Annotated in this window: 21 protein-coding genes; 10 read left to right on the forward strand and 11 right to left on the reverse strand. The window is 67.1% G+C overall.

The features are described 5' to 3' along the window. Window positions 1–18: 18 nt before the first annotated feature. Window positions 19–2,397 carry a phosphoenolpyruvate synthase gene (ppsA, locus tag AC3A5T_RS09990; protein ID WP_487628435.1) on the forward strand — a complete coding sequence of 793 codons (2,379 nt, stop codon included), beginning with the start codon at window positions 19–21 and terminating at the stop codon, window positions 2,395–2,397. Window positions 2,398–2,502: 105 nt separating this feature from the next. Here the strand turns inward: ppsA and orn are convergent, their stop codons facing one another. Then, on the reverse strand, window positions 2,503–3,066 hold the full coding sequence (orn, locus tag AC3A5T_RS09995) for an oligoribonuclease (protein ID WP_332077283.1): 564 nt from the start codon (window positions 3,064–3,066) through the stop codon (window positions 2,503–2,505). Between the two features lie 100 nt (window positions 3,067–3,166). Here orn and AC3A5T_RS10000 point away from each other — a divergent pair, with 100 nt between their 5' ends. Next, the gene (locus AC3A5T_RS10000) at window positions 3,167–3,634 is read left to right on the forward strand and encodes a DUF2721 domain-containing protein (RefSeq protein ID WP_487628436.1); all 468 of its coding nucleotides are present in this window, start codon (window positions 3,167–3,169) and stop codon (window positions 3,632–3,634) included. Between the two features lie 74 nt (window positions 3,635–3,708). Here the strand turns inward: AC3A5T_RS10000 and tadA are convergent, their stop codons facing one another. The 5 genes from tadA to AC3A5T_RS10025 all read right to left on the reverse strand — a co-directional run bounded on the left by tadA (window position 3,709) and on the right by AC3A5T_RS10025 (window position 7,622). Next, window positions 3,709–4,206, reverse strand: coding sequence for a tRNA adenosine(34) deaminase TadA (gene tadA, locus AC3A5T_RS10005; RefSeq protein ID WP_487628437.1), 498 nt, complete (start codon window positions 4,204–4,206; stop codon window positions 3,709–3,711). A gap of 7 nt (window positions 4,207–4,213) precedes the next feature. After that, on the reverse strand, window positions 4,214–4,771 hold the full coding sequence (locus tag AC3A5T_RS10010; protein ID WP_487628438.1) for an NADPH-dependent FMN reductase: 558 nt from the start codon (window positions 4,769–4,771) through the stop codon (window positions 4,214–4,216). A gap of 80 nt (window positions 4,772–4,851) precedes the next feature. Further along, window positions 4,852–6,399, reverse strand: a complete 1,548-nt coding sequence (locus tag AC3A5T_RS10015) for a cryptochrome/photolyase family protein (protein ID WP_487628439.1) — start codon at window positions 6,397–6,399, stop codon at window positions 4,852–4,854. Next, window positions 6,392–6,586, reverse strand: coding sequence for a DUF2256 domain-containing protein (locus AC3A5T_RS10020; protein ID WP_487628440.1), 195 nt, complete (start codon window positions 6,584–6,586; stop codon window positions 6,392–6,394). The genes AC3A5T_RS10015 and AC3A5T_RS10020 overlap by 8 nt, the downstream gene beginning before the upstream one ends. A gap of 124 nt (window positions 6,587–6,710) precedes the next feature. Next, window positions 6,711–7,622: a LysR family transcriptional regulator gene (locus tag AC3A5T_RS10025; RefSeq protein ID WP_332077290.1), complete on the reverse strand. Its 912-nt coding sequence runs from the start codon at window positions 7,620–7,622 to the stop codon at window positions 6,711–6,713. Between the two features lie 348 nt (window positions 7,623–7,970). Between AC3A5T_RS10025 and AC3A5T_RS10030 the strand changes: the two genes are divergently transcribed. The 7 genes from AC3A5T_RS10030 to AC3A5T_RS10060 all read left to right on the forward strand — a co-directional run bounded on the left by AC3A5T_RS10030 (window position 7,971) and on the right by AC3A5T_RS10060 (window position 15,245). Continuing rightward, window positions 7,971–9,221: a thiamine pyrophosphate-dependent enzyme gene (locus AC3A5T_RS10030; protein ID WP_332077291.1), complete on the forward strand. Its 1,251-nt coding sequence runs from the start codon at window positions 7,971–7,973 to the stop codon at window positions 9,219–9,221. Window positions 9,222–9,223: 2 nt separating this feature from the next. Continuing rightward, window positions 9,224–10,261 carry an alpha-ketoacid dehydrogenase subunit beta gene (locus AC3A5T_RS10035; RefSeq protein WP_487628441.1) on the forward strand — a complete coding sequence of 346 codons (1,038 nt, stop codon included), beginning with the start codon at window positions 9,224–9,226 and terminating at the stop codon, window positions 10,259–10,261. A 3-nt stretch (window positions 10,262–10,264) separates the two neighbouring features. After that, a complete protein-coding gene (locus tag AC3A5T_RS10040) occupies window positions 10,265–11,611 on the forward strand; it encodes a dihydrolipoamide acetyltransferase family protein (protein ID WP_487628442.1) in 1,347 nt (448 codons plus the stop codon). 3 nt (window positions 11,612–11,614) lie between these two features. After that, window positions 11,615–13,021: a dihydrolipoyl dehydrogenase gene (gene lpdA, locus AC3A5T_RS10045; protein WP_487628443.1), complete on the forward strand. Its 1,407-nt coding sequence runs from the start codon at window positions 11,615–11,617 to the stop codon at window positions 13,019–13,021. A 9-nt stretch (window positions 13,022–13,030) separates the two neighbouring features. Beyond that, window positions 13,031–14,128 carry a branched-chain amino acid aminotransferase gene (locus tag AC3A5T_RS10050; RefSeq protein ID WP_487628444.1) on the forward strand — a complete coding sequence of 366 codons (1,098 nt, stop codon included), beginning with the start codon at window positions 13,031–13,033 and terminating at the stop codon, window positions 14,126–14,128. A 227-nt stretch (window positions 14,129–14,355) separates the two neighbouring features. Then, window positions 14,356–14,736 carry a hypothetical protein gene (locus AC3A5T_RS10055; protein ID WP_487628445.1) on the forward strand — a complete coding sequence of 127 codons (381 nt, stop codon included), beginning with the start codon at window positions 14,356–14,358 and terminating at the stop codon, window positions 14,734–14,736. A 140-nt stretch (window positions 14,737–14,876) separates the two neighbouring features. Then, window positions 14,877–15,245 carry an H-NS histone family protein gene (locus AC3A5T_RS10060; RefSeq protein ID WP_487628446.1) on the forward strand — a complete coding sequence of 123 codons (369 nt, stop codon included), beginning with the start codon at window positions 14,877–14,879 and terminating at the stop codon, window positions 15,243–15,245. A gap of 32 nt (window positions 15,246–15,277) precedes the next feature. Here the strand turns inward: AC3A5T_RS10060 and AC3A5T_RS10065 are convergent, their stop codons facing one another. The 5 genes from AC3A5T_RS10065 to AC3A5T_RS10085 are packed head-to-tail and all read right to left on the reverse strand — an operon-like array spanning window position 15,278 to window position 21,836. After that, window positions 15,278–16,180, reverse strand: coding sequence for a hydroxymethylglutaryl-CoA lyase (locus AC3A5T_RS10065; protein WP_487628447.1), 903 nt, complete (start codon window positions 16,178–16,180; stop codon window positions 15,278–15,280). Further along, window positions 16,177–18,246 carry an acetyl/propionyl/methylcrotonyl-CoA carboxylase subunit alpha gene (locus AC3A5T_RS10070; RefSeq protein ID WP_487628448.1) on the reverse strand — a complete coding sequence of 690 codons (2,070 nt, stop codon included), beginning with the start codon at window positions 18,244–18,246 and terminating at the stop codon, window positions 16,177–16,179. The genes AC3A5T_RS10065 and AC3A5T_RS10070 overlap by 4 nt, the downstream gene beginning before the upstream one ends. Then, window positions 18,243–19,031, reverse strand: a complete 789-nt coding sequence (locus tag AC3A5T_RS10075) for an enoyl-CoA hydratase-related protein (RefSeq protein ID WP_487628449.1) — start codon at window positions 19,029–19,031, stop codon at window positions 18,243–18,245. Before AC3A5T_RS10075 ends, AC3A5T_RS10070 begins: the two co-directional genes overlap by 4 nt. Before the next feature lie 23 nt (window positions 19,032–19,054). Next, window positions 19,055–20,662 carry a carboxyl transferase domain-containing protein gene (locus AC3A5T_RS10080; RefSeq protein ID WP_487628450.1) on the reverse strand — a complete coding sequence of 536 codons (1,608 nt, stop codon included), beginning with the start codon at window positions 20,660–20,662 and terminating at the stop codon, window positions 19,055–19,057. A gap of 10 nt (window positions 20,663–20,672) precedes the next feature. Continuing rightward, entirely contained in the window at window positions 20,673–21,836 is a 1,164-nt protein-coding gene (locus AC3A5T_RS10085; protein WP_232135147.1) for an isovaleryl-CoA dehydrogenase, read from the reverse strand. A gap of 132 nt (window positions 21,837–21,968) precedes the next feature. Between AC3A5T_RS10085 and AC3A5T_RS10090 the strand changes: the two genes are divergently transcribed. Then, window positions 21,969–22,583 carry a TetR/AcrR family transcriptional regulator gene (locus AC3A5T_RS10090; protein WP_487628451.1) on the forward strand — a complete coding sequence of 205 codons (615 nt, stop codon included), beginning with the start codon at window positions 21,969–21,971 and terminating at the stop codon, window positions 22,581–22,583. Window positions 22,584–22,730 lie beyond the last annotated feature (147 nt).

The following is a 22,730-nucleotide window of genomic DNA, read 5'->3' on the forward strand; positions in this document are numbered from 1 at the left end:
GCGACACGGAGTCTCACCTTGAGCGCCAACATCCTGTGGCTGCATGACCTGCGCCTGTCCGACCTCGCCCAGGTCGGCGGCAAGAACTCGTCCCTCGGCGAGATGATCGGCAACCTCGCCAAGCTCGGCGTTTCGGTGCCCGGCGGTTTCGCCACCACGGCCGATGCATTCAAGGCGTTCATCGCCCACAACGATCTGCACCAGCGCATCTTCGATCGCCTGGCGCCGCTGGACGTCGAAGACGTCGCCGCGCTGACCGCGGCCGGCAAGGAGATCCGCGGCTGGGTCATCGATGCGCCGCTGCAGCCCGATCTCGACGCGGACATCCGCGCCGCCTACGACACGCTGGCGTCCGAGAACGGCGGCGGCGACATCGCCGTGGCCGTGCGTTCGTCGGCGACCGCCGAAGATCTGCCCGATGCCTCGTTCGCCGGCCAGCAGGAGACGTTCCTCAACGTCACCGGCGCCGACGACGTGGTGGTCAAGGTCAAGGAAGTCTTCGCCTCGCTCTACAACGACCGCGCGATCGCCTACCGCGTGCACCACGGCTTCAAACACGAGGACGTGTTCCTGTCCTCGGGCGTGCAGCTGATGGTGCGTTCGGACATCGGCGCGTCCGGCGTGCTGTTCACGCTCGACACTGAATCCGGTTTCCGCGACGTGGTGTTCGTGACGTCCAGCTTCGGCCTCGGCGAGATGGTCGTCCAGGGCGCGGTGAACCCGGACGAGTTCTACGTCTACAAGCCCACGCTGCGCGCCGGCAAGCCCGCGATCCTGCGTCGTGGCATCGGCAGCAAGCAGCTGCGCATGGTCTATTCCGACGTGCCGGGCGAGCGCGTGCGTATCGAGGACACGCCGGCCGACCTGCGCGACACCTTCTCGATCACCGACGAGGACGTGCAGGAACTCTCGCGCCAGGCGCTGATCATCGAGGAGCACTACAAGCGCCCGATGGACATCGAATGGGCGAAGGATGGCGCCAGCGGCAAGCTGTTCATCGTGCAGGCGCGTCCGGAGACGGTGAAGTCGCGTGCCAAGAACACCCAGATCGAGCGTTTCTCGCTCGAGCAGCGTGGCGACGTGGTCTGCGAAGGCCGCGCGATCGGCCAGAAAATCGGCGCCGGCGTCGCGCGCGTCGTGCGTTCGCTCGACGACATGAGCCGCGTGCAGCCCGGTGACGTGCTCGTCGCCGACATGACCGATCCCGACTGGGAGCCGGTGATGAAGCGTGCCGCCGCGATCGTCACCAACCGCGGCGGCCGTACCTGCCACGCGGCGATCATCGCCCGCGAACTCGGCGTGCCGGCCGTCGTCGGCACCGGTAACGCGCTGGACACGATCGAAGACGGCCAGGAAGTCACGATCAGCTGCGCCGAGGGCGATACCGGCTTCATCTACAGCGGGATCCTGCCGTTCGAGCGCATCACCACCGATCTGACTTCGATGCCCGAGGCGCCGCTGAAGATCATGATGAACGTCGCCAACCCCGAGCGCGCGTTTGACTTCGGCCAGCTGCCCAACGCCGGCATCGGCCTGGCGCGTCTGGAGATGATCATCGCCGCGCACATCGGCGTGCATCCCAACGCCCTGCTCGAATACGACAAGCAGGACGCCGAGACCAAGAAGAAGATCGACGCCAAGACCATCGGTTACGGCAGCCCGGTCGATTTCTACGTCAACCGCCTGGCCGAAGGCATCGCCACGCTGACCGCGTCGGTCGCGCCGAACCCGGTGATCGTGCGTCTGTCGGACTTCAAGTCCAACGAGTACGCGAACCTGATCGGCGGCACGCGCTACGAGCCGGAAGAAGAGAACCCGATGATCGGCTTCCGCGGCGCCAGCCGTTACGTCGATCCGTCGTTCACCGAAGCGTTCTCGCTCGAATGCCGCGCGGTGCTCAAGGTCCGCAACGACATGGGCCTGGAGAACCTCTGGGTGATGATCCCGTTCGTGCGCACGCTCGACGAAGGTCGCCGTGTCATCGAAGTGCTGGAGAAGAACGGTCTGAAGCGCGGCGAGAATGGCCTGAAGATCATCATGATGTGCGAGCTGCCGTCGAACGCGCTGATGGCCGACGAATTCCTCGACATCTTCGACGGCTTCTCGATCGGTTCCAACGATCTGACCCAGCTCACGCTGGGCCTGGACCGCGATTCGTCGATCGTCGCGCACCTGTTCGACGAACGCGACCCGGCAGTCAAGAAGCTGCTGTCGATGGCGATCAAGGCCGCGCGGGCCAAGGGCAAGTACATCGGCATCTGCGGCCAGGGCCCGAGCGATCACCCCGATCTCGCCCAGTGGCTGATGGACGAAGGCATCGAGTCGGTGTCGCTCAATCCCGACACCGTCGTCGACACCTGGCTCAAGCTCGCGAAGTCGAAGGCCCGCGCCGGCTGATTCGCAGCGACAGCGTCGAAACGCAGAACGCCCGGGTGTGATGCCCGGGCGTTCTGCTGTGTGGCGTCGGTCGGCAGCGGCCTGCTGCGGCCGAGGGAACGCGCGTCAGGGGCTCGCGAGCGCGGCCATGTGCCGGCGGTAGTGGCGCAGTTCGTCGATCGAATCGCGCACGTCGCTGAGCGCGGTGTGCGCCGAATGCTTGGTGAAACCCGACAGCACCTGCGGCGCCCAGCGGCGCGCGAGTTCCTTGATCGTGCTGACGTCGAGATTGCGGTAGTGGAAGAACTTCTCCAGCGCCGGCATCTGCCGGTGCAGGAAGCGGCGGTCCTGGCAAATCGAGTTGCCGCACATCGGCGACTTGCCCGGCTCGGCCCACAGCTGCAGGAATTCGAGCGTGCGCGCCTGCGCCTCGGCCAGCCCCACGCCCTGCTCCAGCGAGCGCTGCCACAGGCCCGAACGGCGATGCTGGCTGCGGTTCCAGTCGTCCATCGCTTCCAGCACGTCGAGCGGCTGCACGATCGCCAGTTCCGGGCCTTCGGCGAGCACGTTGAGCTCGGCATCGGTGACGATGGTCGCGATCTCGAGGATCTGGTCGTGGTCGGTATCCAGGCCGGTCATTTCAAGATCGATCCAGATCAGCCGGCCCTCGATGGCCTTGTCGGCATTCATGCGTGCATTCGCCTTACGCGGAGTGACAGCGCATGATATCGCAGCCGTCGCTGCCGCCAGGTCCGCAGTGTTCCCTTCCCAGATGTTGTCCAATCCCGCCTTGACGCACTACGCCATTCTCACCGCGATGCTCGCCCCGGCGTTCTTCCTGACCGCCACCGCCTCGCTGCTCGGATCCGCGAATGCGCGGCTTGCGCGCGTCATCGACCGCACGCGCTCGCTGCTGCGCGATCTCGCCGACGACGAAGGCAACGATGCCGAAGACCGCCGCATTCTCGAAGAGCGCATCGCGCTGCAGCGTCGCCGCAGCCGCATCATCCTGCGCGGCAGCCAGCTGCTGTACGTGGCGATCAGCTGCTTCGTCGGCACCAGCCTGACGGTCGCCGGCGATTCCTTTTTCGGCCACAAGTTCGAACAGGCGCCGACGCTGCTGGCCTGCCTGGGCGTGCTGGCGATGTTCGCGGCCAGCCTGCTGCTGGCGCGCGAGGCCTCGATGGCCGTGCATGCGGTCAACGAGGAAATGGACGATGCGCACCGCCGGGCGAACCGGCGCAGCCCGTTGATCTGAGACGGTTGCGCGGCGGCTGCCGGCGCGACGTGCGTGCACCGCCCTCGCCTGCCCTCTGGCGAAGGATCCGGCACTCAGCGCGGTGTCAGCCCACGCTTGGCGCGGAAATAGTTCGTCAGCATCGGCCCGGCGACATCGGCCAGAACGCCGCCAGTGACTTCGATGCGATGGTTGTGGCGCGCATCGCCGAGCACGTCGAACACGCTGCCCGCGGCGCCGGTCTTGGGATCGAATGCACCGAACACGACACGCGCGACGCGGGCATGGATCATCGCCATCGCGCACATCGCGCAGGGTTCGAGCGTCACGTACAGCGTGCAGCCGATCAACCGGTGATTGCCGAGTGCGCTGCCGGCACGCCGCATCGCGACGATCTCCGCGTGCGCGCTGGGATCATGCTCGGCGATGTTGCGGTTCCAGCCTTCGCCGATCACGCTGCCGTCCGCATCGACGACCAGTGCGCCGACCGGAATCTCGTCGTCCTCGTGCATCGCGCGCTCGGCCAGCGCCAAGGCGCGCGCCATCCAAGAGGCGTCGGTGTCCTGGGCGCTGGGCGGCACGATCGACGGCATCGAAACCTCAGCGCGTCTCGCGGATATGCGCAGCGAAGTCCTGCACGAACGTGTCGAGCTGCGCGCGCACCTTCTCGTCCTGCAGCGTGCCGTCCTCGCCGAAGGCCTGGCCCGCGCGCGAGACCAGCAGACGACCGCCGGCCCACTGCCGGCAACCGAGCGTGCGCAGCACCGGCAGCCATGCGGTCTGCGACAGGATCGTGCCGAAGCCGCCGAGCGATGCGCCGATCACCGCGACCGGTCGGTCGCCGAACAGGGCGGGGATTCCACCGCCCGGCCGCGACAGCCAGTCGATCGCGTTCTTGAAGACGCCCGGAATGCCGTTGTTGTATTCGGGCGTCACCAGCAATAGGCCATCGGCCGCGAGGATCTGCGCCTTCAGCGCGTCGACCGCGGCCGGGATGCCGTCACGCGCTTCGACGTCGCCGTCGTAGAGCGGAATGCCGTGCAGCGTGGCTGCGTCGATCGTGAGCTCCTCGGACGCGAACGCCTGTGCGGCGCGCAGCAGGCCGGTGTTGTACGAAGCGGCGCGCAGGCTGCCTGAAATGCCGAGAAGTCTGACCATGTCGCAATCCGCCGGAGTCTGGCGGCGCGGCGCCGCAGTTCGGCGGCGACTTTACCGCAGGCGCGATCGCCGGGCGTGGCTCAGCGCGAATCGCGGCGCCATCGCGCGGCCTCTTCGCGGATCAATGCGCGCTCGGTGGCGTCGAGCCGTTCCAGACTGCGGACCTGCTGCGCAGTGCGCGGATTGGTGGCCAGCAGCGCTTCGTGGCGCAGCATGAAATCCCAGTACAGACGCGTGTACGGACAGGCCTGCGGCCCGGTGCGCTGTCCCGGGTCGAACGGACATCGGCGGCAGTAGCTGCCGGCGCTCATGCGCTCGATGTAGCGGCCGCTGGCGATGTAGGGCTTGCTCGACATCAGACCGCCATCGGCGAACTGGCTCATGCCGAGCACGTTGGGCATCTCGACCCATTCCACCGCGTCGACGTACACCGCGAGAAACCAGCGGTGCACCTGCGCCGGCTCGACACCCAGCAGTTGTGCGTACAGACCGATGACCATCAGCCGCTGTATGTGGTGGGCGTAGCCGAGCTTGAGCGTCTGCTGCAGCGCGTCGGCCAGACACGGCATCGGCGCATCGCCGGTCCAGTAGAAACCGGGCAGATCGCCGGTCGCCTGCAGCGCGTTCGATTCCACGTAGCGCGGCATCTGCGTCCAGTAGACGCCGCGCACGTATTCGCGCCAGCCGAGGATCTGGCGGATGTAGCCTTCCGCGGCCGCCAGCGGTGCCCTGCCCGCGCGCCATGCGGCCTCGACCGCGTCGACGACTTCGCGCGGGTTGAGCAGCTTGAGGTTCAGCGCGGACGCGATCTGCGAATGCCAGAGCCACGGCGCATCCGGCCACAGCGCATCCTGCCAGCGGCCGAAGGCCGGCAGCCGGTCCTCGACGAAGCGTTCGAGCGCGTGCAGCGCCTGCGCGCGGGTGACCGGCCACGCGAACCTGTCCAGGTCACCGGGGTGATTGGCGAAGCGCGTGCGCACGAGGTCGAGCACCTCGCGCGTGAGCGCATCCGGCTCGACGGGCGGCGGCGCCGGCACCACGCCCGGGCCCTGCGCGTCGAACGGTGCGCGGTTTTCGGTATCGAAGTTCCAGCGATCGCCGGCGGGCGTGTCTCCGTCCATCAGCACGCGATGCGTGCGGCGCATGTGGCGGTAGAACGCTTCGAGCCGCAGTTCCGGCTGGCCACGCGCCCACGCGGCGAATGCACGCACGTCGCAGTAGAAATGGCGGTCCGGTTCGATCACCAGTTCGACGCCTGCCGCGGATGTCGCATCGCGGACCGCCTGCAGCACGCGCCAGTCGCCCGGGGCAGTCATCCGTACGGATTGCGGACGCAGGCGTTCGATGGCCGATGCCAGTTCCGCACCGAGCGTGCCGCGATTGTCCGGGGCATCCAGCGGCCGGTAGTCGACCGTCCAGCCGCCAGTACGCCGATCCTGCGCGAAGTGCCGCATCGCGCTCAGGAACAGCGCGGTCCGCATCTTCGTGGACCACACGTGCGTGGATTCCTCGGCGACTTCCGCCATCCACACGACGTCGTGCGCCGGGTCGCAACCATCGAAGGCCGCCGCGGTCGGATCGAGCTGGTCGCCAAGAACGACGATGAGATGGCGGACCGGATCAGCCATCACGTGACGTATCGGGCGCGTCCGCAGCGCGCCTGTTGCGACGGCACCGCTCCGAGCAGTAACGCACCTCGTCCCAGGTCTTCGCCCAGGCGCGACGCCAGGTCATCGTGCGGCCGCAGACCGCGCAGGGTTTGCTGGGCAGGAAGCTTTTGTTGCCGGCGAATCCGCCATCGCGCCTGGGTGACATCGCTACCCTGCCCTGTCGATGCAACCACGGGATGATCCGGATCGGCGTCGCAGGACGTGCGACCGGCTCTGCCTAGAACACACGATTTCCGATCCGCAGCCGCGGGCAGCCGGGCCCTGCATGCTCAGGCGCTGCACGCGAACACCAGAAACTGGTGCAGTGCATTCGCCGGTGCCGACAATGCGTCGTCGGGCCGCCAGACCAGGCCGACTTCCATCGGCGGCACTGCATCGTCGAGCGTGCGCACGTCGATCCGGCGGCCTTCCAGCGACCACGGCCGGTAGACCATGTCGGACAGGATGCTCACCCCGAATCCGTAGGCCACCAGTCCTCGCAACGCTTCCAGCGAGGAGGTCCGGAAGGCGACGTTGGGCTCGCGCTGCACCGATTGCCAGTAGCGCAGCGCCGAGGCTTCGCCCTCGTCCACCTTCAGCATGATGTAGGGATACGCAGCAACGTCGGCCAGGCCGATCACCGGTTGCTGCGCCAGCGGATGCGATTCGGCCAGCCATAGTTGTCGGCGCGAGCGGATCAGCAGCTGCCGCTTCAGCGTGTAGGGCTCGACCATGTTGGAAATGATGCAGAGCCCGAAGTCGAGCGCGCCTTCGGCCACGCCGCGTTCGATTTCGACCCGGTCCATGTCGATCAGGTCGATCTCGACCAGCGGATACGAGCGCTTGAAGCGCGCCAGCAGGCTCGGCAGGAAATAGCCGAGCACGGTGTACGACGCGCCCACCCGCACCGTCCCCGCCAGGGTGTTGGCCAGGAACATCGGCTCGCTGAGTGCGTCCTGCAAGGTGTCGAGGATGTGGCGCACATGCTGGTGGAAGCGGTGTCCCTCGGCGGTCAGGGCCACGCCGTGCGGCATGCGGTCGAACAGGCGCAGACCCAGCAGGGTTTCGAGCTGGGCGACGGCGGTGGTGATCACCGACTGCGAGACATGCAGCTTGCGCGCGGCCTGCGAGAACTGGCCCAGCTCTGCGGCCTCGGCGAAATAGCGCAATTGCCGCAGCGACATGTTGGCGGGGATCTGCATGCGGCGCTCCGGCGGGGCTCGGGTATCTGAATAAACAATACCTCATAGTCAATTAAACAAATTTACGATATTCGCTGCCGCCTTTAGACTTCACGTCTGGCGGACTGCGTCACGCTCCACGCCGCCTTGAAAGCCGCGGGCCGACGCCCGTCCGACCGGGAGAAGCGTTCTTGCACTGTGCCCCGTCCAGTCCGCCCAGGCCCGCGCATCGCGCGCCTGCCGTCGCGCCGCCAGCCGTTCCGGTCCACGACCGCGCGTCCCGCATCCGCACCGCCCTCTTCGTTGCCGCCGTCCCCCGCCGCCGGCATGCCTGCAGCTCCATGACCCATGCCCAGCGAGGCCCCTGACATGTCCACATCCCAGAATCCGGCCGCGACCGAACCCTTGCGGTTGCACGTGCCCGAGCCGAGTGCCCGTCCGGGCCAGGCCACCGACTTTTCCTATCTGCAGCTCAGCCCGGCCGGCAGCGTCGACAAGCCCACGCTGGACGTGACCGCCCAGCAGACCATGCCGATGACCCGGCAGCTGATCCGCGTGCTCGACGACAACGGCGACGCCGTCGGTCCGTGGGCCGCCGACATCGACGACGACGTGCTGCTGCGCGCGATGCACGCGATGCTCAAGACCCGCGCCTTCGACGCGCGCATGCTGATCGCACAGCGCCAGAAGAAGACCTCGTTCTACATCCAGTGCACGGGCGAAGAAGCCATCGCGGTCGGCCAGACCCTTGCGCTGCGCGACGGCGACATGCAGTTCCCGACCTATCGCCAGCAGGGCATCCTGATCGTCAAGGACGTGCCGCTGGTCAGCATGATGTGCCAGATCCTGTCGAACGCCGCCGACCCGCTGAAGGGCCGCCAGCTGCCGATCATGTATTCGTACAAAGACGCCGGCTTCTTCTCGATCTCCGGCAACCTGACCACCCAGTACATCCAGGCCGTGGGCTGGGCGATGGCCTCGGCGATCAAGGGCGATACCAAGATCGCGACCGCGTGGGTCGGCGACGGCGCGACCGCCGAAGGCGACTTCCATGCCGCGCTGGTGTTCGCGCACGTCTATCGCGCGCCGGTGATCCTCAACGTGGTCAACAACCAGTGGGCGATCTCGACCTTCCAGGCGATCGCCGGTGGCGAGAACACCACCTTTGCCGCGCGCGGTGCCGCGTACGGCATTCCGTCGCTGCGCGTGGACGGCAACGATCTGCTCGCCGTCTATGCCGCTTCGCGCTGGGCTGCAGAGCGTGCGCGCAGCAACCTCGGTTCGACGATGATCGAGTGGGTGACCTACCGCGCCGGTCCGCACTCGACCTCGGACGATCCGTCCAAGTACCGCCCCGCCGACGACGCCCAGCATTTCCCGCTCGGTGATCCGATCGATCGTCTGAAACAGCATCTCGTCAAGCGCGGCCTGTGGAGCGACGAACAGCACGAGACCGTGCGCGCCGAACTCGACGCGGAAGTCTCGCGTGCGTTGAAGGAGGCCGAGACCCACGGTCTGCTCGGCAGCGACAACCGTCCCGGTGCCGCCGACATGTTCAACGACGTCTACAAAGAACTGCCCGAACACCTTCGTCGCCAGCGCCAGCAGTTGGGAGTCTGACCATGAGCGAAACCCAGAACACCGGCGGTTCGCCGATGACGATGATCCAGGCGCTGCGTTCGGCGATGGACGTGATGCTGGAGCGCGACGACAACGTCGTCGTGTTCGGCGAGGACGTGGGCTACTTCGGCGGCGTGTTCCGCTGCACCGACGGCCTGCAGGCCAAGTACGGCAAGCAGCGCGTGTTCGACGCGCCGATTTCCGAAAGCGGTATCGCCGGCGCGGCGATCGGCATGGCGGCCTACGGCCTGCGTCCGGTCGCCGAGATCCAGTTCGCCGACTACATCTATCCGGCCTACGACCAGATCGTGTCCGAGGCCGCGCGCCTGCGCTATCGCTCGGGTGGCATGTTCACGTCGCCGCTGGTGTTCCGCACGCCCTGCGGCGGCGGCATCTACGGCGGCCAGACCCACAGCCAAAGCCCGGAGGCGATCTTCGCCCACGTGGCCGGCCTGCGCACGGTGATGCCGTCCAACCCGTACGACGCCAAGGGCCTGCTGATTGCCTCGATCGAGAACGACGATCCGGTGATCTTCCTCGAGCCCAAGCGCCTCTACAACGGACCGTTCGACGGTCACCACGACCGCCCCGTCACCGCGTGGTCCAAGCACACCGACAACGTGGTGCCGGAAGGCTACTACTCGGTGCCGCTGGACAAGGCCGCCATCGTGCGCGAAGGCAAGGCCGTGACCATCCTGACCTACGGCACCACCGTGTGGGTGGCGCAGGCCGCGGCCGAAGACGCCGGTATCGATGCAGAAGTGATCGACCTGCGCAGCCTGTGGCCGCTGGATCTCGAGGCGATCGTCGCCTCGGTCAAGAAGACCGGCCGCTGCATCGTGCTGCACGAGGCCACGCGCACCTGCGGCTTCGGCGCCGAGCTCGTCGCGCTGGTGCAGGAGCACTGCTTCTATCACCTGCAAGCGCCGGTCGAACGCGTCACCGGCTGGGACACCCCCTATCCGCATGCGCAGGAATGGGACTACTTCCCGGGCCCGGCCCGGGTCATCGAAGCGTTGCAGCGCGTGCTGGAGGACTGAGCCATGGGACATCACGTCATCAAGATGCCGGACATCGGCGAAGGCATCGCCGAAGTCGAAGTGATCGCCTGGAAGGTCGAAGTCGGCGGCCAGGTTGCCGAAGACCAGATCGTGGCCGAGGTCATGACCGACAAGGCCATGGTCGAGATCCCCTCGCCCGTCGCGGGCACCGTCGTGTCGCTGGGCGGCAAGCCCGGCGAGATGATGGCCGTCGGCAGCGAGCTGATCCGCCTCGAAGTCGAAGGCGCCGGCAATGCCGCGTCCGCAGGTGCACCGGCTGCGGCCAAGCCCGTTGAAACCGCGGCCGAGCCGAAGGCCGAAGCGCCGAAGCCGGCTGCGGACGCCAAGCCCGCACCGGCCGCTGAAGCCAAGCCCGCCGCCGCACCTGCGAAGGCCGCGGCACCTGCACCGGCCGCAAAGTCCGACGCACGCGGCGCGGTCACCAACAGCGTGCTCGCGGCCGGCGAACAGCCGCTGGCCTCGCCTGCCGTGCGTCGCCGTGCCTGGGATCTGGGCATCGAGCTGCGCTACGTGCCGGCGACCGGTCCGGGCGGCCGCATCCTGCACGCCGATCTCGACGCGTACGCCGAAGCCGGCGGCAAGGCGCAGCCGGTCGGTGGTGGCGCGGGCGGCAGCAGCTATGCGCGTCGCACCGGCGAAGAGCAGGTGCCGATCATGGGCCTGCGCCGCAAGATCGCGCAGAAGATGCAGCAGTCGTGGTCGAACATTCCCCACATCACCTATGTGGAAGAAATCGACGTCACCGAAGTCGAGGCGCTGCGCGCCAAGCTCAACGACCGCTGGGGCAAGACGCGCGGCAAGCTGACCCTGCTGCCGTTGCTGGCACGCGCGGTGGTGCTCGCGGCACGCGACTTCCCGCAGATGAACGCCCGTTTCGACGACGAAGCCAACATCGTCACCCGCTACGAGGGCGTGCAGCTCGGCATCGCAACGCAGAGCGCGGTGGGCCTGTCGGTGCCGGTGATCGCGCATGCCGAATCGCTGGACCTGTGGCAGACCGCAGCCGAGATCGGACGTCTCGCCGCCGCCGTGCGCGAAGGCAAGGCGACCCGCGATGAGCTGTCCGGTTCGACGATCACCATCAGCAGCCTCGGCCCGGTCGGCGGCGTGGTGTCGACGCCGATCATCAATCATCCGGAAGTGGCGATCGTCGGCGTCAACCGCATCATCGAGCGTCCGATGTTCCGCGAAGGCCAGGTCGTCGCCCGCAAGCTGATGAACCTCTCGTCCTCGTTCGACCATCGCATCGTCGACGGCATGGACGCGGCCGAGTTCGTGCAGGCCATCCGTCAGCGCCTGGAAACCCCTGCACTGCTGTTCGTGGAGTAATCGATGTCCAACACCATTGAAACCCAGCTGCTGGTCATCGGCGGCGGCCCCGGCGGTTACATCGCCGGCATCCGCGCCGGCCAGCTCGGCGTCAAGACCATCGTCGTCGAGGGCGTCAACCCGGGCGGCACCTGCCTCAACATCGGCTGCATTCCGTCCAAGGCGCTGATCCATGCCGCCGAGGAATTCGCCAAGGTCGCGAGCTATGCGGCCGGCACGTCCCCGCTCGGCATCAGCGTGCAGGCGCCGGCGCTGGATCTGGCCAAGACCGTCGAGTGGAAGGCCGGCATCGTCAAGAAGCTCACCGGCGGCGTCAGCGCGCTCTTGAAGAAAAACGGCGCGCAGCTGATCAAGGGTTGGGCGACGATCGTCGACGGCAAGACCGTCGAAGTCGCGGGCGCCGGTGAAGACGGCGGCGCGCTGCGCATCAAGTGCGAGCACCTGTTGCTGGCGACGGGTTCGGACGTCGTCGAGCTGCCGTTCCTGCCGTTCGGCGGCAAGGTGATCTCCTCGACCGAAGCGCTCTCGCCGACCGCGCTGCCGAAGCATCTGATCGTCGTCGGTGGCGGCTACATCGGCCTGGAACTCGGCACCGCCTACCGCAAGCTCGGCTGCGAAGTCACCGTGGTCGAAGCGCAGGACCGCATCCTGCCGGCCTACGACGCCGAGCTGACCAAGCCGGTCGCGACCCACCTGCAGAAAGCGGGCGTCAAGGTGCTGACCAGCCACAGCGTGCTCGGCCTGAGCGATGGCGGCGCGCTGCGCGTGCGCGATCCCGACGGCACCGAACTCACGCTCGATGCCGACCAGATCCTGGTCGCGGTGGGCCGTCGTCCGAAGACCGACGGCTTCAACCTCGAATCGCTGGGGCTCGATCTCGCCGGCAAGGCGATCAAGATCGACGACCAGTGCAAAACCTCGATGCGCAACGTCTGGGCGATCGGCGATGTCGCCGGCGAACCGATGCTCGCGCACCGCGCGATGGCGCAGGGCGAACTCGTCGCCGAGATCGTCAGCGGCAAGAAGCGTCACTTCATGCCGGCGGCGATTCCGGCCGTGTGTTTCACCGATCCGGAAGTCGTCGTCGTCGGCCTGTCGCCGGACGAGGCCAAGGCGCAGAACATCGAGATCAAGACCTCCATGTTCCCGTTCGCAGCCAACGGTCGCGCGATGTCGCTGGAATCGACCGACGGCTTCGTGCGCGTGGTCGCGCGTGCGGGTGACCACCGCATCCTCGGCTGGCAGGCTGTCGGCGTGCAGGTGTCCGAACTGTCGATCGCCTTCGTGCAGTCGATCGAGATGGGCGCCACGCTCGAAGACATCGCCGGTACCATCCATCCCCACCCGACGCTGGGCGAAGCCGTGCAGGAAGCTGCGCTGCGCGCACTCGGCCACGCCCTGCACATCTGAGTCCCGCGCATGACCGACACCACGTTCCCCACCTTCCGCCACGTCCCGTCGCAGCAGGCGCGCGCGCAGGCCGACCGCGAGAAGATTCTCGCCGATCCAGGTTTCGGCACGCACTTCACCGATCACATGGTCGCCATCGACTGGACCGTCGAAGACGGCTGGCACGACGCGCATGTGCGGCCCTACGGCCCGCTGACGTTCTCGCCCGCCGCCGCGGTGCTGCACTACGGCCAGGAAATCTTCGAAGGCATGAAGGCGTTCCGGCATGCCGACGGTTCGGTGTGGACCTTCCGCCCGGAGTCCAACGGCCGTCGCCTGCAGCATTCGGCCCGCCGCATGGCGCTGCCGGAACTGCCGGTGGATCTGTTCGTCGAATCGATCAAGCAGTTGGTCAAGACCGATGCAGCCTGGGTGCCCGGGGGCGGCGAATCGAGCCTGTACATCCGGCCCTTCATGATCGCCAACGAGGATTTCCTCGGCGTGCGCCCGGCCCGTCGCGTGGCCTACTACGTGATCGCCAGTCCCGCCGGCGCCTACTTCAAGGGCGGCATCAAGCCGGTCTCGATCTGGCTCTCGCGCGACTACGCGCGCGCCGGCCGCGGTGGTACCGGTTCGGCCAAGTGCGGCGGCAACTACGCGTCGTCGCTGTTGCCGCAGCGCGAGGCGGTCGAGAACGGCTGCGCGCAGGTGCTGTTCCTCGATGCGGAAACCAATACGTATGTCGAAGAACTCGGCGGCATGAACGTGTTTCTCGTGCAGCGCGACGGCAGCGTCATCACGCCGTCCCTGACCGGCAGCATTCTCGAAGGCATCACCCGCGACAGCGTGATCCAGCTGCTGCGCGATCGCGGACACACTGTGACCGAACGCCGCGTCGAGATCGCCGAGTGGGTCGAAGGCGTGCGCTCGGGCGAGATCAGTGAGGTCTTCGCCTGCGGCACCGCGGCCAGCATTTCGCCGATCGGCGTGCTCAAGGGCGCCGATTTCAGTGTCGGCGATGTCGACGCGCAGCCGGGCGAGATCACCATGGCGATCCGCAAGGATCTGCTCGACATCCAGTACGGCCGCGCGCCGGACCAGCATGGCTGGCTGACGCGCCTGGTCTGATCCATCGCGTCAGGTGATACGAAAACGGCCCGCATTGCGGGCCGTTTTTTCTTTTGCCGAGTCGTCTACGCGTCCTGTCTGAAGAAGACAACGAATCAGAGATGTTCGAACCCCCGGCTGCTCCCTGAGCCGCTAGCACGCAGATTCGCGAGCCTCATCTCCATCGACATGCCCTCTTCCGGTCCCGGCACTTATAGTCCGCGCCGGCACCGGATGAGGGATTGGTCATGTGCAAGCAGTATCACTTTCGTGAGGGCGAGCAGGGCTTGCTCGCTTGGGATGTGCACCGCCTCATCGACCTCACGAAAGACATGGAGCCGCATGCGGTGAGACTGTCCGCGATCCGTGAGATCGATGAGCCTTACTGGTACGACGCCGACGATCCGCCACCGACCTGTCGCGACCTGATGGATCATATGCGCTTGGTCGAAGCAACCGACCTGGCGCACCCGATCATCCTGTCGCCCGATGGCCGGGTTATGGATGGCATGCATCGCGTCATCAAAGCCCTGCTGCAAGGCCACTCCGACATCATGGCGGTCCAGCTGACGGCCATGCCCGCGCCGGATTACGTCGGTGCTGATCCCGATGACCTTCCGTACGCATGATGCACGGGAAGTCGACGACGCGCTGTGCGGTGTAGACCTGCGCACACGCGCTCCTGTTGACAGATGGACGGGGCGGCCCGAGGCTCGCCGGCATGAAGATCGATGTCGATGCGCTTTCCCTCCGCGAGCTCGATGCACTGTTGGTCGCCGCCGAGCGACGCAAGGCGGTGCTGTCACGCCGTCGACCGGTCGCGGTCGTCCGCGCGGAACTGATCGCGTTCGTGCTTTCCCAGGGCTACGCGATCGAAGAACTCATCGACGCCGCATCTCCGGGTCCCGTCGCCGCCAAGCGCGCGAAGAAGGGAAAGCGCGCGAAGGTCGCTGCGAAGTATCGCGATCCGCAGAACAGGCGGAACACCTGGTCCGGCCGTGGCCGCATGCCACGCTGGCTTGCGGAGAAGACGAAGCGTGGCCAGAGCGCCGCGGACTTCCTCATTCCCGGTCTGGCCCGGCCGACCGCGAAGAAGAGCAGTCCGATCGGACAGCGGACTGTCTACAAGCAGGGCTGAGTTAGGGCTGCGCCCGGTCGCGTCAGGCCGGATCAGGCCGCCGCGTTCGCCAGCCCCACCGTCGCTAGCTTGCTGGCCGGCTTGCGCCCGAGTTCGCCGCTGATCCACACCGCCGTATCGGTCACGGCCTGCAGGTCGATACCGGTGCGCAGCCCCAGTCCGTCGAGCATGTAGAGCAGATCCTCGGTCGCGAGATTGCCGCTGGCGCCCTTCGCGTAAGGGCAGCCGCCGAGTCCGCCGACCGCGCTGTCGACCACGCGCACGCCGGCTTCGAGACAGGCCAGCACGTTGGCCAGCGCCTGGCCGTAGGTGTCGTGGAAATGCACGGCGAGCTGCGCCATGGGCACGGTCTGCGCGCAGGCCAGCAGCATCTCGCGCGCCATGGCCGGCGTGCCGACGCCGATGGTGTCGCCGAGCGAGATCTCGTCGCAGCCCATCGCATGCAGGGCATCGGCCACGCGCACCACGTCGCCCAGCGGCACGTGACCTTGGTAGGGACAGCCGAGCACGGTCGACACGTAGCCACGGACCGATACACCCGCAGCACGCGCCTGCTCGACGACCGGCTTCAGCCGCTCGAGCGAGCCGTCGACATCGATGTTGGTGTTCTTGAGGCTGAAGGCGTCCGAGGCCGCGGTGAACACCGCGATGTGCCGCACGCCGGCGGCCAGCGCCCGTTCCAGACCTTTCGCGTTGGGCACCAGTACCGGATAGGCGACGCCGTCGTTCGGCTGCATGCCGGCAAGCACCTCTTCGGCATCGGCCAGCTGCGGCACCCACTTCGGGCTGACGAAGCTCGTAGCTTCGACGACCTGGAAACCGCAGACCGACAGCCGGTCAATCAACGCGATCTTGGTCGCGGCCGGCACCAGCGCTTTTTCGTTCTGCAGCCCATCGCGCGGACCGACTTCGACGACGCGGACGAAATCACTCATGCCGCGCCCTCCTCTGCATCGCCCTCGACGAAGTCGACCAGCACCGCGCCGTCGGCGACCAGATCGCCCTGTTTCGCGAGAAACGCCTTGACCACACCGTCGTGCGGCGCCTGCAGCGTGTGCTCCATCTTCATGGCTTCCATCACCAGCAGCGGCGTGCCCTTCTTGATGGGCGTGCCCAGCGGTGCCAGCAGTTCGACGATGCGCCCCGGCATCGGTGCGATCACCGCGCCGGCATGCGCTTCGGCGCCGGTGTGACGATGCAGCGGATCGACGTGTTCGAACACGAAGCGGTCTTCGCCGCGATACAGCACGATCTGCGCGCCCTGCACCAGTACGTCGACATTGCGACGTACGCCGTCGAGGGCGGCGGTCAGCGTCGGTACGCTCCATTGGAAGCTGACCGGACTGGCCGTCTCGCCGTCGAAGCCGATGCGCAGGCCGTCGAGGTCCTTACGCACCGCGATGCGGCGGTGCTGTCCGTTCGCCGACAGTTCGATGAATCGGGCGGCATGGGTGCCGAGGCGCCAGCCGTCGGCGATTGTCCACGGAGAAGCGACCCTCACCCCTGCCCCTCTCCCGGAGGGAGAGGGGTTGGAAGTCGCGTCGTCTTTTGCCGACTGGGATTGCGCCCAGAATCCGAGCGCGGCCAGCATCCACGCCGCATCGTCGGCCTCGGGCAAGGGCGCGAGCAGCGTGTCGATCTCGCGTGAGACGAGTCCGGTGTCCAGACGCGCGGCAGAGAAATCCGCCTGGCGCGCGAGGCGGCCGAGGAACACCGCATTCGTCGTCACGCCGACGACGCGCACCGCATCGATGGTCTGACGCAGACGCTGCAAGGCACGGGGACGGTCTTCGTCCCAAACGATCAGCTTGGCGATCATCGGGTCGTACCACGGGCTGATCGCGTCACCCTGCTCCACGCCGGTGTCGATGCGCACGTGCACGCTCGCTTCCGGGAACTGCATGACCTGCAGCGTGCCCGTCGAGGGCAGGAAGCCTTTGAGCGCGTCTTCCGCATACAGGCGCGCTTCGATCGCATGACCGCGATGGTGGATCTGATCCTGACGCAATGGCAGCGCCTGGCCGGCAGCCGCGCGCAACTGCCATTCGACGAGATCGATGCCGGTGACCATCTCGGTGACCGGATGTTCGACCTGCAACCGGGTGTTCATTTCCATGAAATGGAAATCGCCGCCCTCGCCCACGATGAACTCGATCGTGCCGGCGCCGATGTAATCGACCGCGCGCGCGGCGGCGACCGCAGCCTGCGCCATGGCCTCGCGCTGCGCGTCGCTCAGTTCGGGCGCGGGTGCTTCTTCCAGCACCTTCTGATGCCGGCGCTGCACCGAGCAGTCGCGCTCGAACAGATGCACCACGTTGCCGTGGCTGTCGCCGAAGACCTGCATCTCCACGTGGCGCGGCCGCACGATGTAGCGCTCGATCAGCACGCGCGCATCGCCGAACGAACTCTCGGCCTCGCGCTGGCACGACAGCAGCGACGCCGCGAAGTCCTCGCGCTTCTCGACCAGACGCATGCCCTTGCCGCCACCGCCGGCGCTGGCCTTGATCAGCACCGGATAGCGGATCTCGTCGGCCTGCTGCTGCAGGAACGCGGGATCCTGGTTGTCGCCGTGATAGCCCGGCGTCACCGGCACATTGGCGGCCTGCATCAGCGCCTTGGCTTCGCGCTTGTCGCCCATCGCCTGGATCGACTTTGGGCTAGGGCCGATGAAGACCACGCCGGCATCGGCGCAGGCCTGCGCGAATGCCGCGTTCTCGGACAGGAAGCCGTAGCCGGGGTGGATCGCCTGCGCACCGGTGCGGCGCGCGGCGTCCAGCAGTTTGTCGGCGCGCAGATAGCTCTCGCGCGCCGCCGACGGGCCGATGTGCGCAGCCTCATCGGCCAGACGCACATGGCGCGCATTACGGTCGGCGTCGGAGTACACCGCCACGGTGCGGATGCCGAGCCGGCGACAGGTCGCGATGATGCGGCACGCGATCTCGCCGCGATTGGCGATCAGCACGGTGTCGAACAGCGCGCCTTCGGAAATTCCAGTGGTCATCGAGCATCCTTTGCGCGGCGTGCGGACAGGAAGGCGTCCAGCCGCTGGCGGGCTTCGCCGGTGGCGCGGATGCCGGCGATGCGCGCGGCGGTGTCGGCAATCAATGCATCACCGATGGTCTGGCCATCGAGATCGCGGATCAGCCGCTTGGATTCGGCCTGCGCATTCGGACCGCCCTGCGCCAGCGCCTGCACCAGCGTGTCGATCGCGGCGTCGAGGGCATCGTCGGCGACGACTTCATGCACCAGTCCGATCTCGTACGCCTTCGCCGGCTGGATCAGCTCAGCGGTCAGAAAATAGCGCGCGGCCTGGCGCGGGCCGATCGCGCGCAGTACGTACGGGCCGATGGTCGCGGGAATCAGTCCGAATCTGACCTCGGACGTCGCGAATACCGCCTTGTCGCTGGCAATCGCGATATCGCAGGCAGCGACAAGACCCAGCCCGCCACCGATTGCCGCGCCATGCACGCGCGCGATCGTCGGCTTCGGCAGTTCCGCCAGGCGGCGCAGCATGCGCGCCAGTGCTTCGGCTTCGTCGCGATTGCGCGCGACGTCGTAATCGGCAGCGCGGCGCATCCAGTCCAGATCGGCGCCGGCGGAAAAACTGCGGCCGCGTCCGGCCAGCACGACGACGCGCACGCTTTCGTCGGCGCCGAGCGTCTGCAGGCCACGATCGATCGCGTCGATCAGGTGTTCGTCGAACGCGTTGTGACGCTCGGGGCGATCCATCCACAAGGTCGCCACGGCGCCCTTGCGTTCGATCCCGATGTTCGGTGTGTCGGTCATTGCGGTGTCCTCGTCGCGCCCGGTCACATCCGGAAGATGCCGAACTTCGTCTCTTCGTTCGGTGCGTTCAATGCCGCCGACAGCGCCAGCCCCAATGCGCGCCGGGTCTTGGCCGGATCGATGATGCCGTCGTCCCACAGTCGTGCGCTGGCGTAGTACGGATGGCCCTGCTGCTCGAACTGTTCGCGGATCGGCGCCTTGAACGCGTCCTCGTCTTCCGCCGACCACGTGCCGCCCTTGGCCTCGATGCCGTCGCGACGCACGGTGGCCAGCACGCCGGCCGCCTGCTCACCGCCCATGACGCCGATGCGGGCGTTGGGCCACATCCACAGGAAACGCGGCGAGTACGCGCGGCCGTTCATGCCGTAATTGCCGGCGCCGAAACTGCCGCCGATGACGACGGTGAACTTCGGCACCTTCGCGCAGGCGACCGCGGTCACCAGCTTGGCGCCATCACGTGCGATGCCGCCGTTCTCGTACTTCTTGCCGACCATGAAGCCGGTGATGTTCTGCAGGAACAGCAGCGGAATGCCGCGCTTGGCGCACAGCTCGACGAAGTGCGCGCCCTTGAGCGCGCTCTCGGAAAACAGGATGCCGTTGTTGGCGACGATGCCGATCGGATAGCCGTGCAGATGCGCGAAGCCGGTGACCAGCGTGGTGCCGTAGCGCGCCTTGAATTCATCGAAGCGCGAACCATCGACCAGCCGCGCGATCACTTCACGCACGTCATACGGTTTACGCGTATCGGCGGGAATCACGCCGTAGAGTTCTTCGGCCGGATACGCCGGCTCTTCCGACGGCTGCGTCAGCAGCTCACCCTGCTTGCGCCAGTTGAGCGAGGCCACGATGTCGCGCACGCGCGCCAGTGCATCCCGATCGTCTTCGGCGAAGTGATCGGCCACGCCCGAGATGCGCGTGTGCACGTCGGCACCGCCCAGCGATTCGGCGTCCACTTCCTCGCCCGTCGCGGCCTTCACCAGCGGCGGTCCGCCGAGGAAGATCGTGCCCTGCTCCTTGACGATCACCGTCTCGTCGCTCATCGCCGGCACGTAGGCGCCGCCGGCGGTGCACGAGCCCATCACGCAGGCGATCTGCGGAATGCCCTGCGCGGAGAGATTGGCCTGGTTGTAGAAGATCCGGCCGAAATGATCGCGGTCGGGGAACACCTCGTCCTGCATCGGCAGGAAGGCGCCGCCCGAATCGACCAGATAGATGCACGGCAGGCGGTTCTGCTGCGCGATCTCCTGCGCACGCAGATGCTTCTTCACCGTGATCGGGTAATAAGTGCCGCCCTTCACCGTCGCATCGTTGGCGACGATCATGCATTCGACGCCGCTGACCAGTCCGATGCCGGCGACGACGCCCGCGCTGGGCACCTCGCCGCCGTACATGCCGTGCGCCGCCATCGGCGCGACCTCGAGGAACGGCGCGCCGGGATCGATCAGCGCATCGATGCGATCACGCACCAGCAGCTTGCCGCGCTTGCGGTGCTTCTCCCGCGCGGCCTCGCTGCCGCCCTGGGCGATGCGCGCATGCGTGGCGCGCAGATCATCGAGCGCCGTCTGCATCGCAGCGGCATTGGTCTGGAAACTCTCACCGGCCGGGTCGATCCGGCTCTGCAGGATGGCCATCGGTGCTCCTTCAGCTGGTCTGGCGGAACAGTTCGCGGCCGATCAGCATGCGCCGGATCTCCGACGTGCCCGCGCCGATCTCGTAGAGCTTGGCGTCGCGCCACAGGCGGCCCACCGGGTACTCGTTGATGTAGCCGTTGCCGCCCAGCGCCTGGATCGCCTGCCCGGCCAGCCACGTCGCCTTCTCGGCGGCGTAGAGGATCACGCCCGCGGCGTCCTGACGGGTGATCTTGCCGGCGTCGGCCGCCTTCGCCACCGCGTACACGTAGGCGCGGCAGGCGTTGTAGGCGACATACATGTCGGCGACCTTGCCCTGCATCAGCTGGAAGTTGCCGATCGCCTCGCCGAACTGGCTGCGCTCGTGCACGTACGGCAGCACCGCATCGAGGCCCGCGGCCATCAGCCCCAGCGGACCGCCCGACAGCACCAGGCGCTCGTAGTCGAGACCCGACATCAGCACCTTGACGCCGCCGCCGACTTCGCCGAGCACGTTCTCGACGGGCACTTCGCAATCCTCGAACACCAGTTCGCAGGTATCCGAAGAGCGCATGCCGAGCTTGTCGAGCTTCTGCGCGGTCGAGAACCCCTTGAAGCCCTTCTCGATGATGAAGGTGGTGATGCCCTTCGGGCCGGCGTCCGGATCGGTCTTGGCGTAGACCACCAGCACGTCGGCGGTCGGGCCGTTGGTGATCCACATCTTGTTGCCGTTGAGCACGTAGCGGTCGCCGCGCAGTTCCGCGCGCAGCTTCATGCCCACCACGTCCGAACCCGCGCCCGGCTCGCTCATCGCCAGCGCGCCGACGTACTCACCGCTGCACAGCTTCGGCAGATACTGCTGCTTCTGCGCCTCGCTGGCGTTCTTGCGCAGCTGGTTGAGGCACAGGTTGGAGTGCGCGCCATAGGACAGACCGATGCCACCCGAGGCCCGCGAGATCTCCTCCATCGCGACCACGTGTGCCAGATAGCCGAGGCCCGTGCCGCCGTATTCTTCCTCGACGGTGATGCCCAGCAGGCCCTGCGCGCCGAGCTTGGTCCACAGTGCGTGCGGGAACTGGTTGGCCTCGTCGGCATGCGTGGCGAGGGGCGCGATCTCCTGCGCGGCGAAGTCCTGCACGGACTCGCGGATCATCTCGATCTCTTCGCCGAGTTGGAAATCGATGGACGGAATACGCATGCTGGACTCCAGGTTCCCGGGGACGACGACCCGCATGGCATCGCGCCTGCGCAGTGGTCCCGATCAGCACAGGCTAGCGGGTTCCGGGCAAGAATTGAACTGATATTCAAAAATTGAACCGAGGATCACGTTTTGAGCTACCGGCGTTCGGACCTGATGGAAGAGCGGATGACCCGCAACCGCGAGCGGATCGTCCACGCCGCGCGCACGCTGGTGTCCGTGGGCGGCTTCCGCGAGGCCCAGGTGGCCGCCGTCGCGGCCGAGGCTGGCGTGTCGACCGGGCTGATCTACCGCTACTTCCCGTCCAAGACGGAACTGTTCGTCGAAGTGCTGACCGTCGCCATCGACGCCGAGATCGTGATCCTGCGCGGCGCGGCCGCCGGCCACACCGATGCCCGCGACCAGCTGGGCGCCGCCATCGAAGCCTTCGTGCGCCGCGCCCTCGCCGGCCCGGCCCTGGCCTACGCCTTCATCGCCGAGCCCGTCGATCCCGAGGTGGACGCCGAACGTATCCGCGGCCGCCGCCGCTTCGGCGAAGTCTTCCGCGACATCCTGCTGGCCGGCATCGAACGGAAGGAATTCCCCGCCCAGGACGCCGACGTCACCGCCGCCTGCATCGTCGGTGCGTTCACCGAGGCGCTGGTTGGGCCGGTGGCGCCGATTCTAAAAGAGAAGACATCGGGGCCGGCTCAGTTGGTGGATTCGATTCGGGAGGTGTGTTTGCGGGCGGCGGGGTCTGTCGGTTAATCCTTCGCTCTCATGGCCGAAGCGAAGTTCTATTTAGGAAACTCAGCGGTAAGAATATGGTCCTCGTCGAGCGCGACGACAGCGTTCTTGCGCCAGAAATGACCGGCAGCATTCTCGATGGCATCATCCGCGATAGCGGCCCGGAGC

Source organism: Luteimonas sp. Soil_C_16 (genome assembly GCF_057657295.1).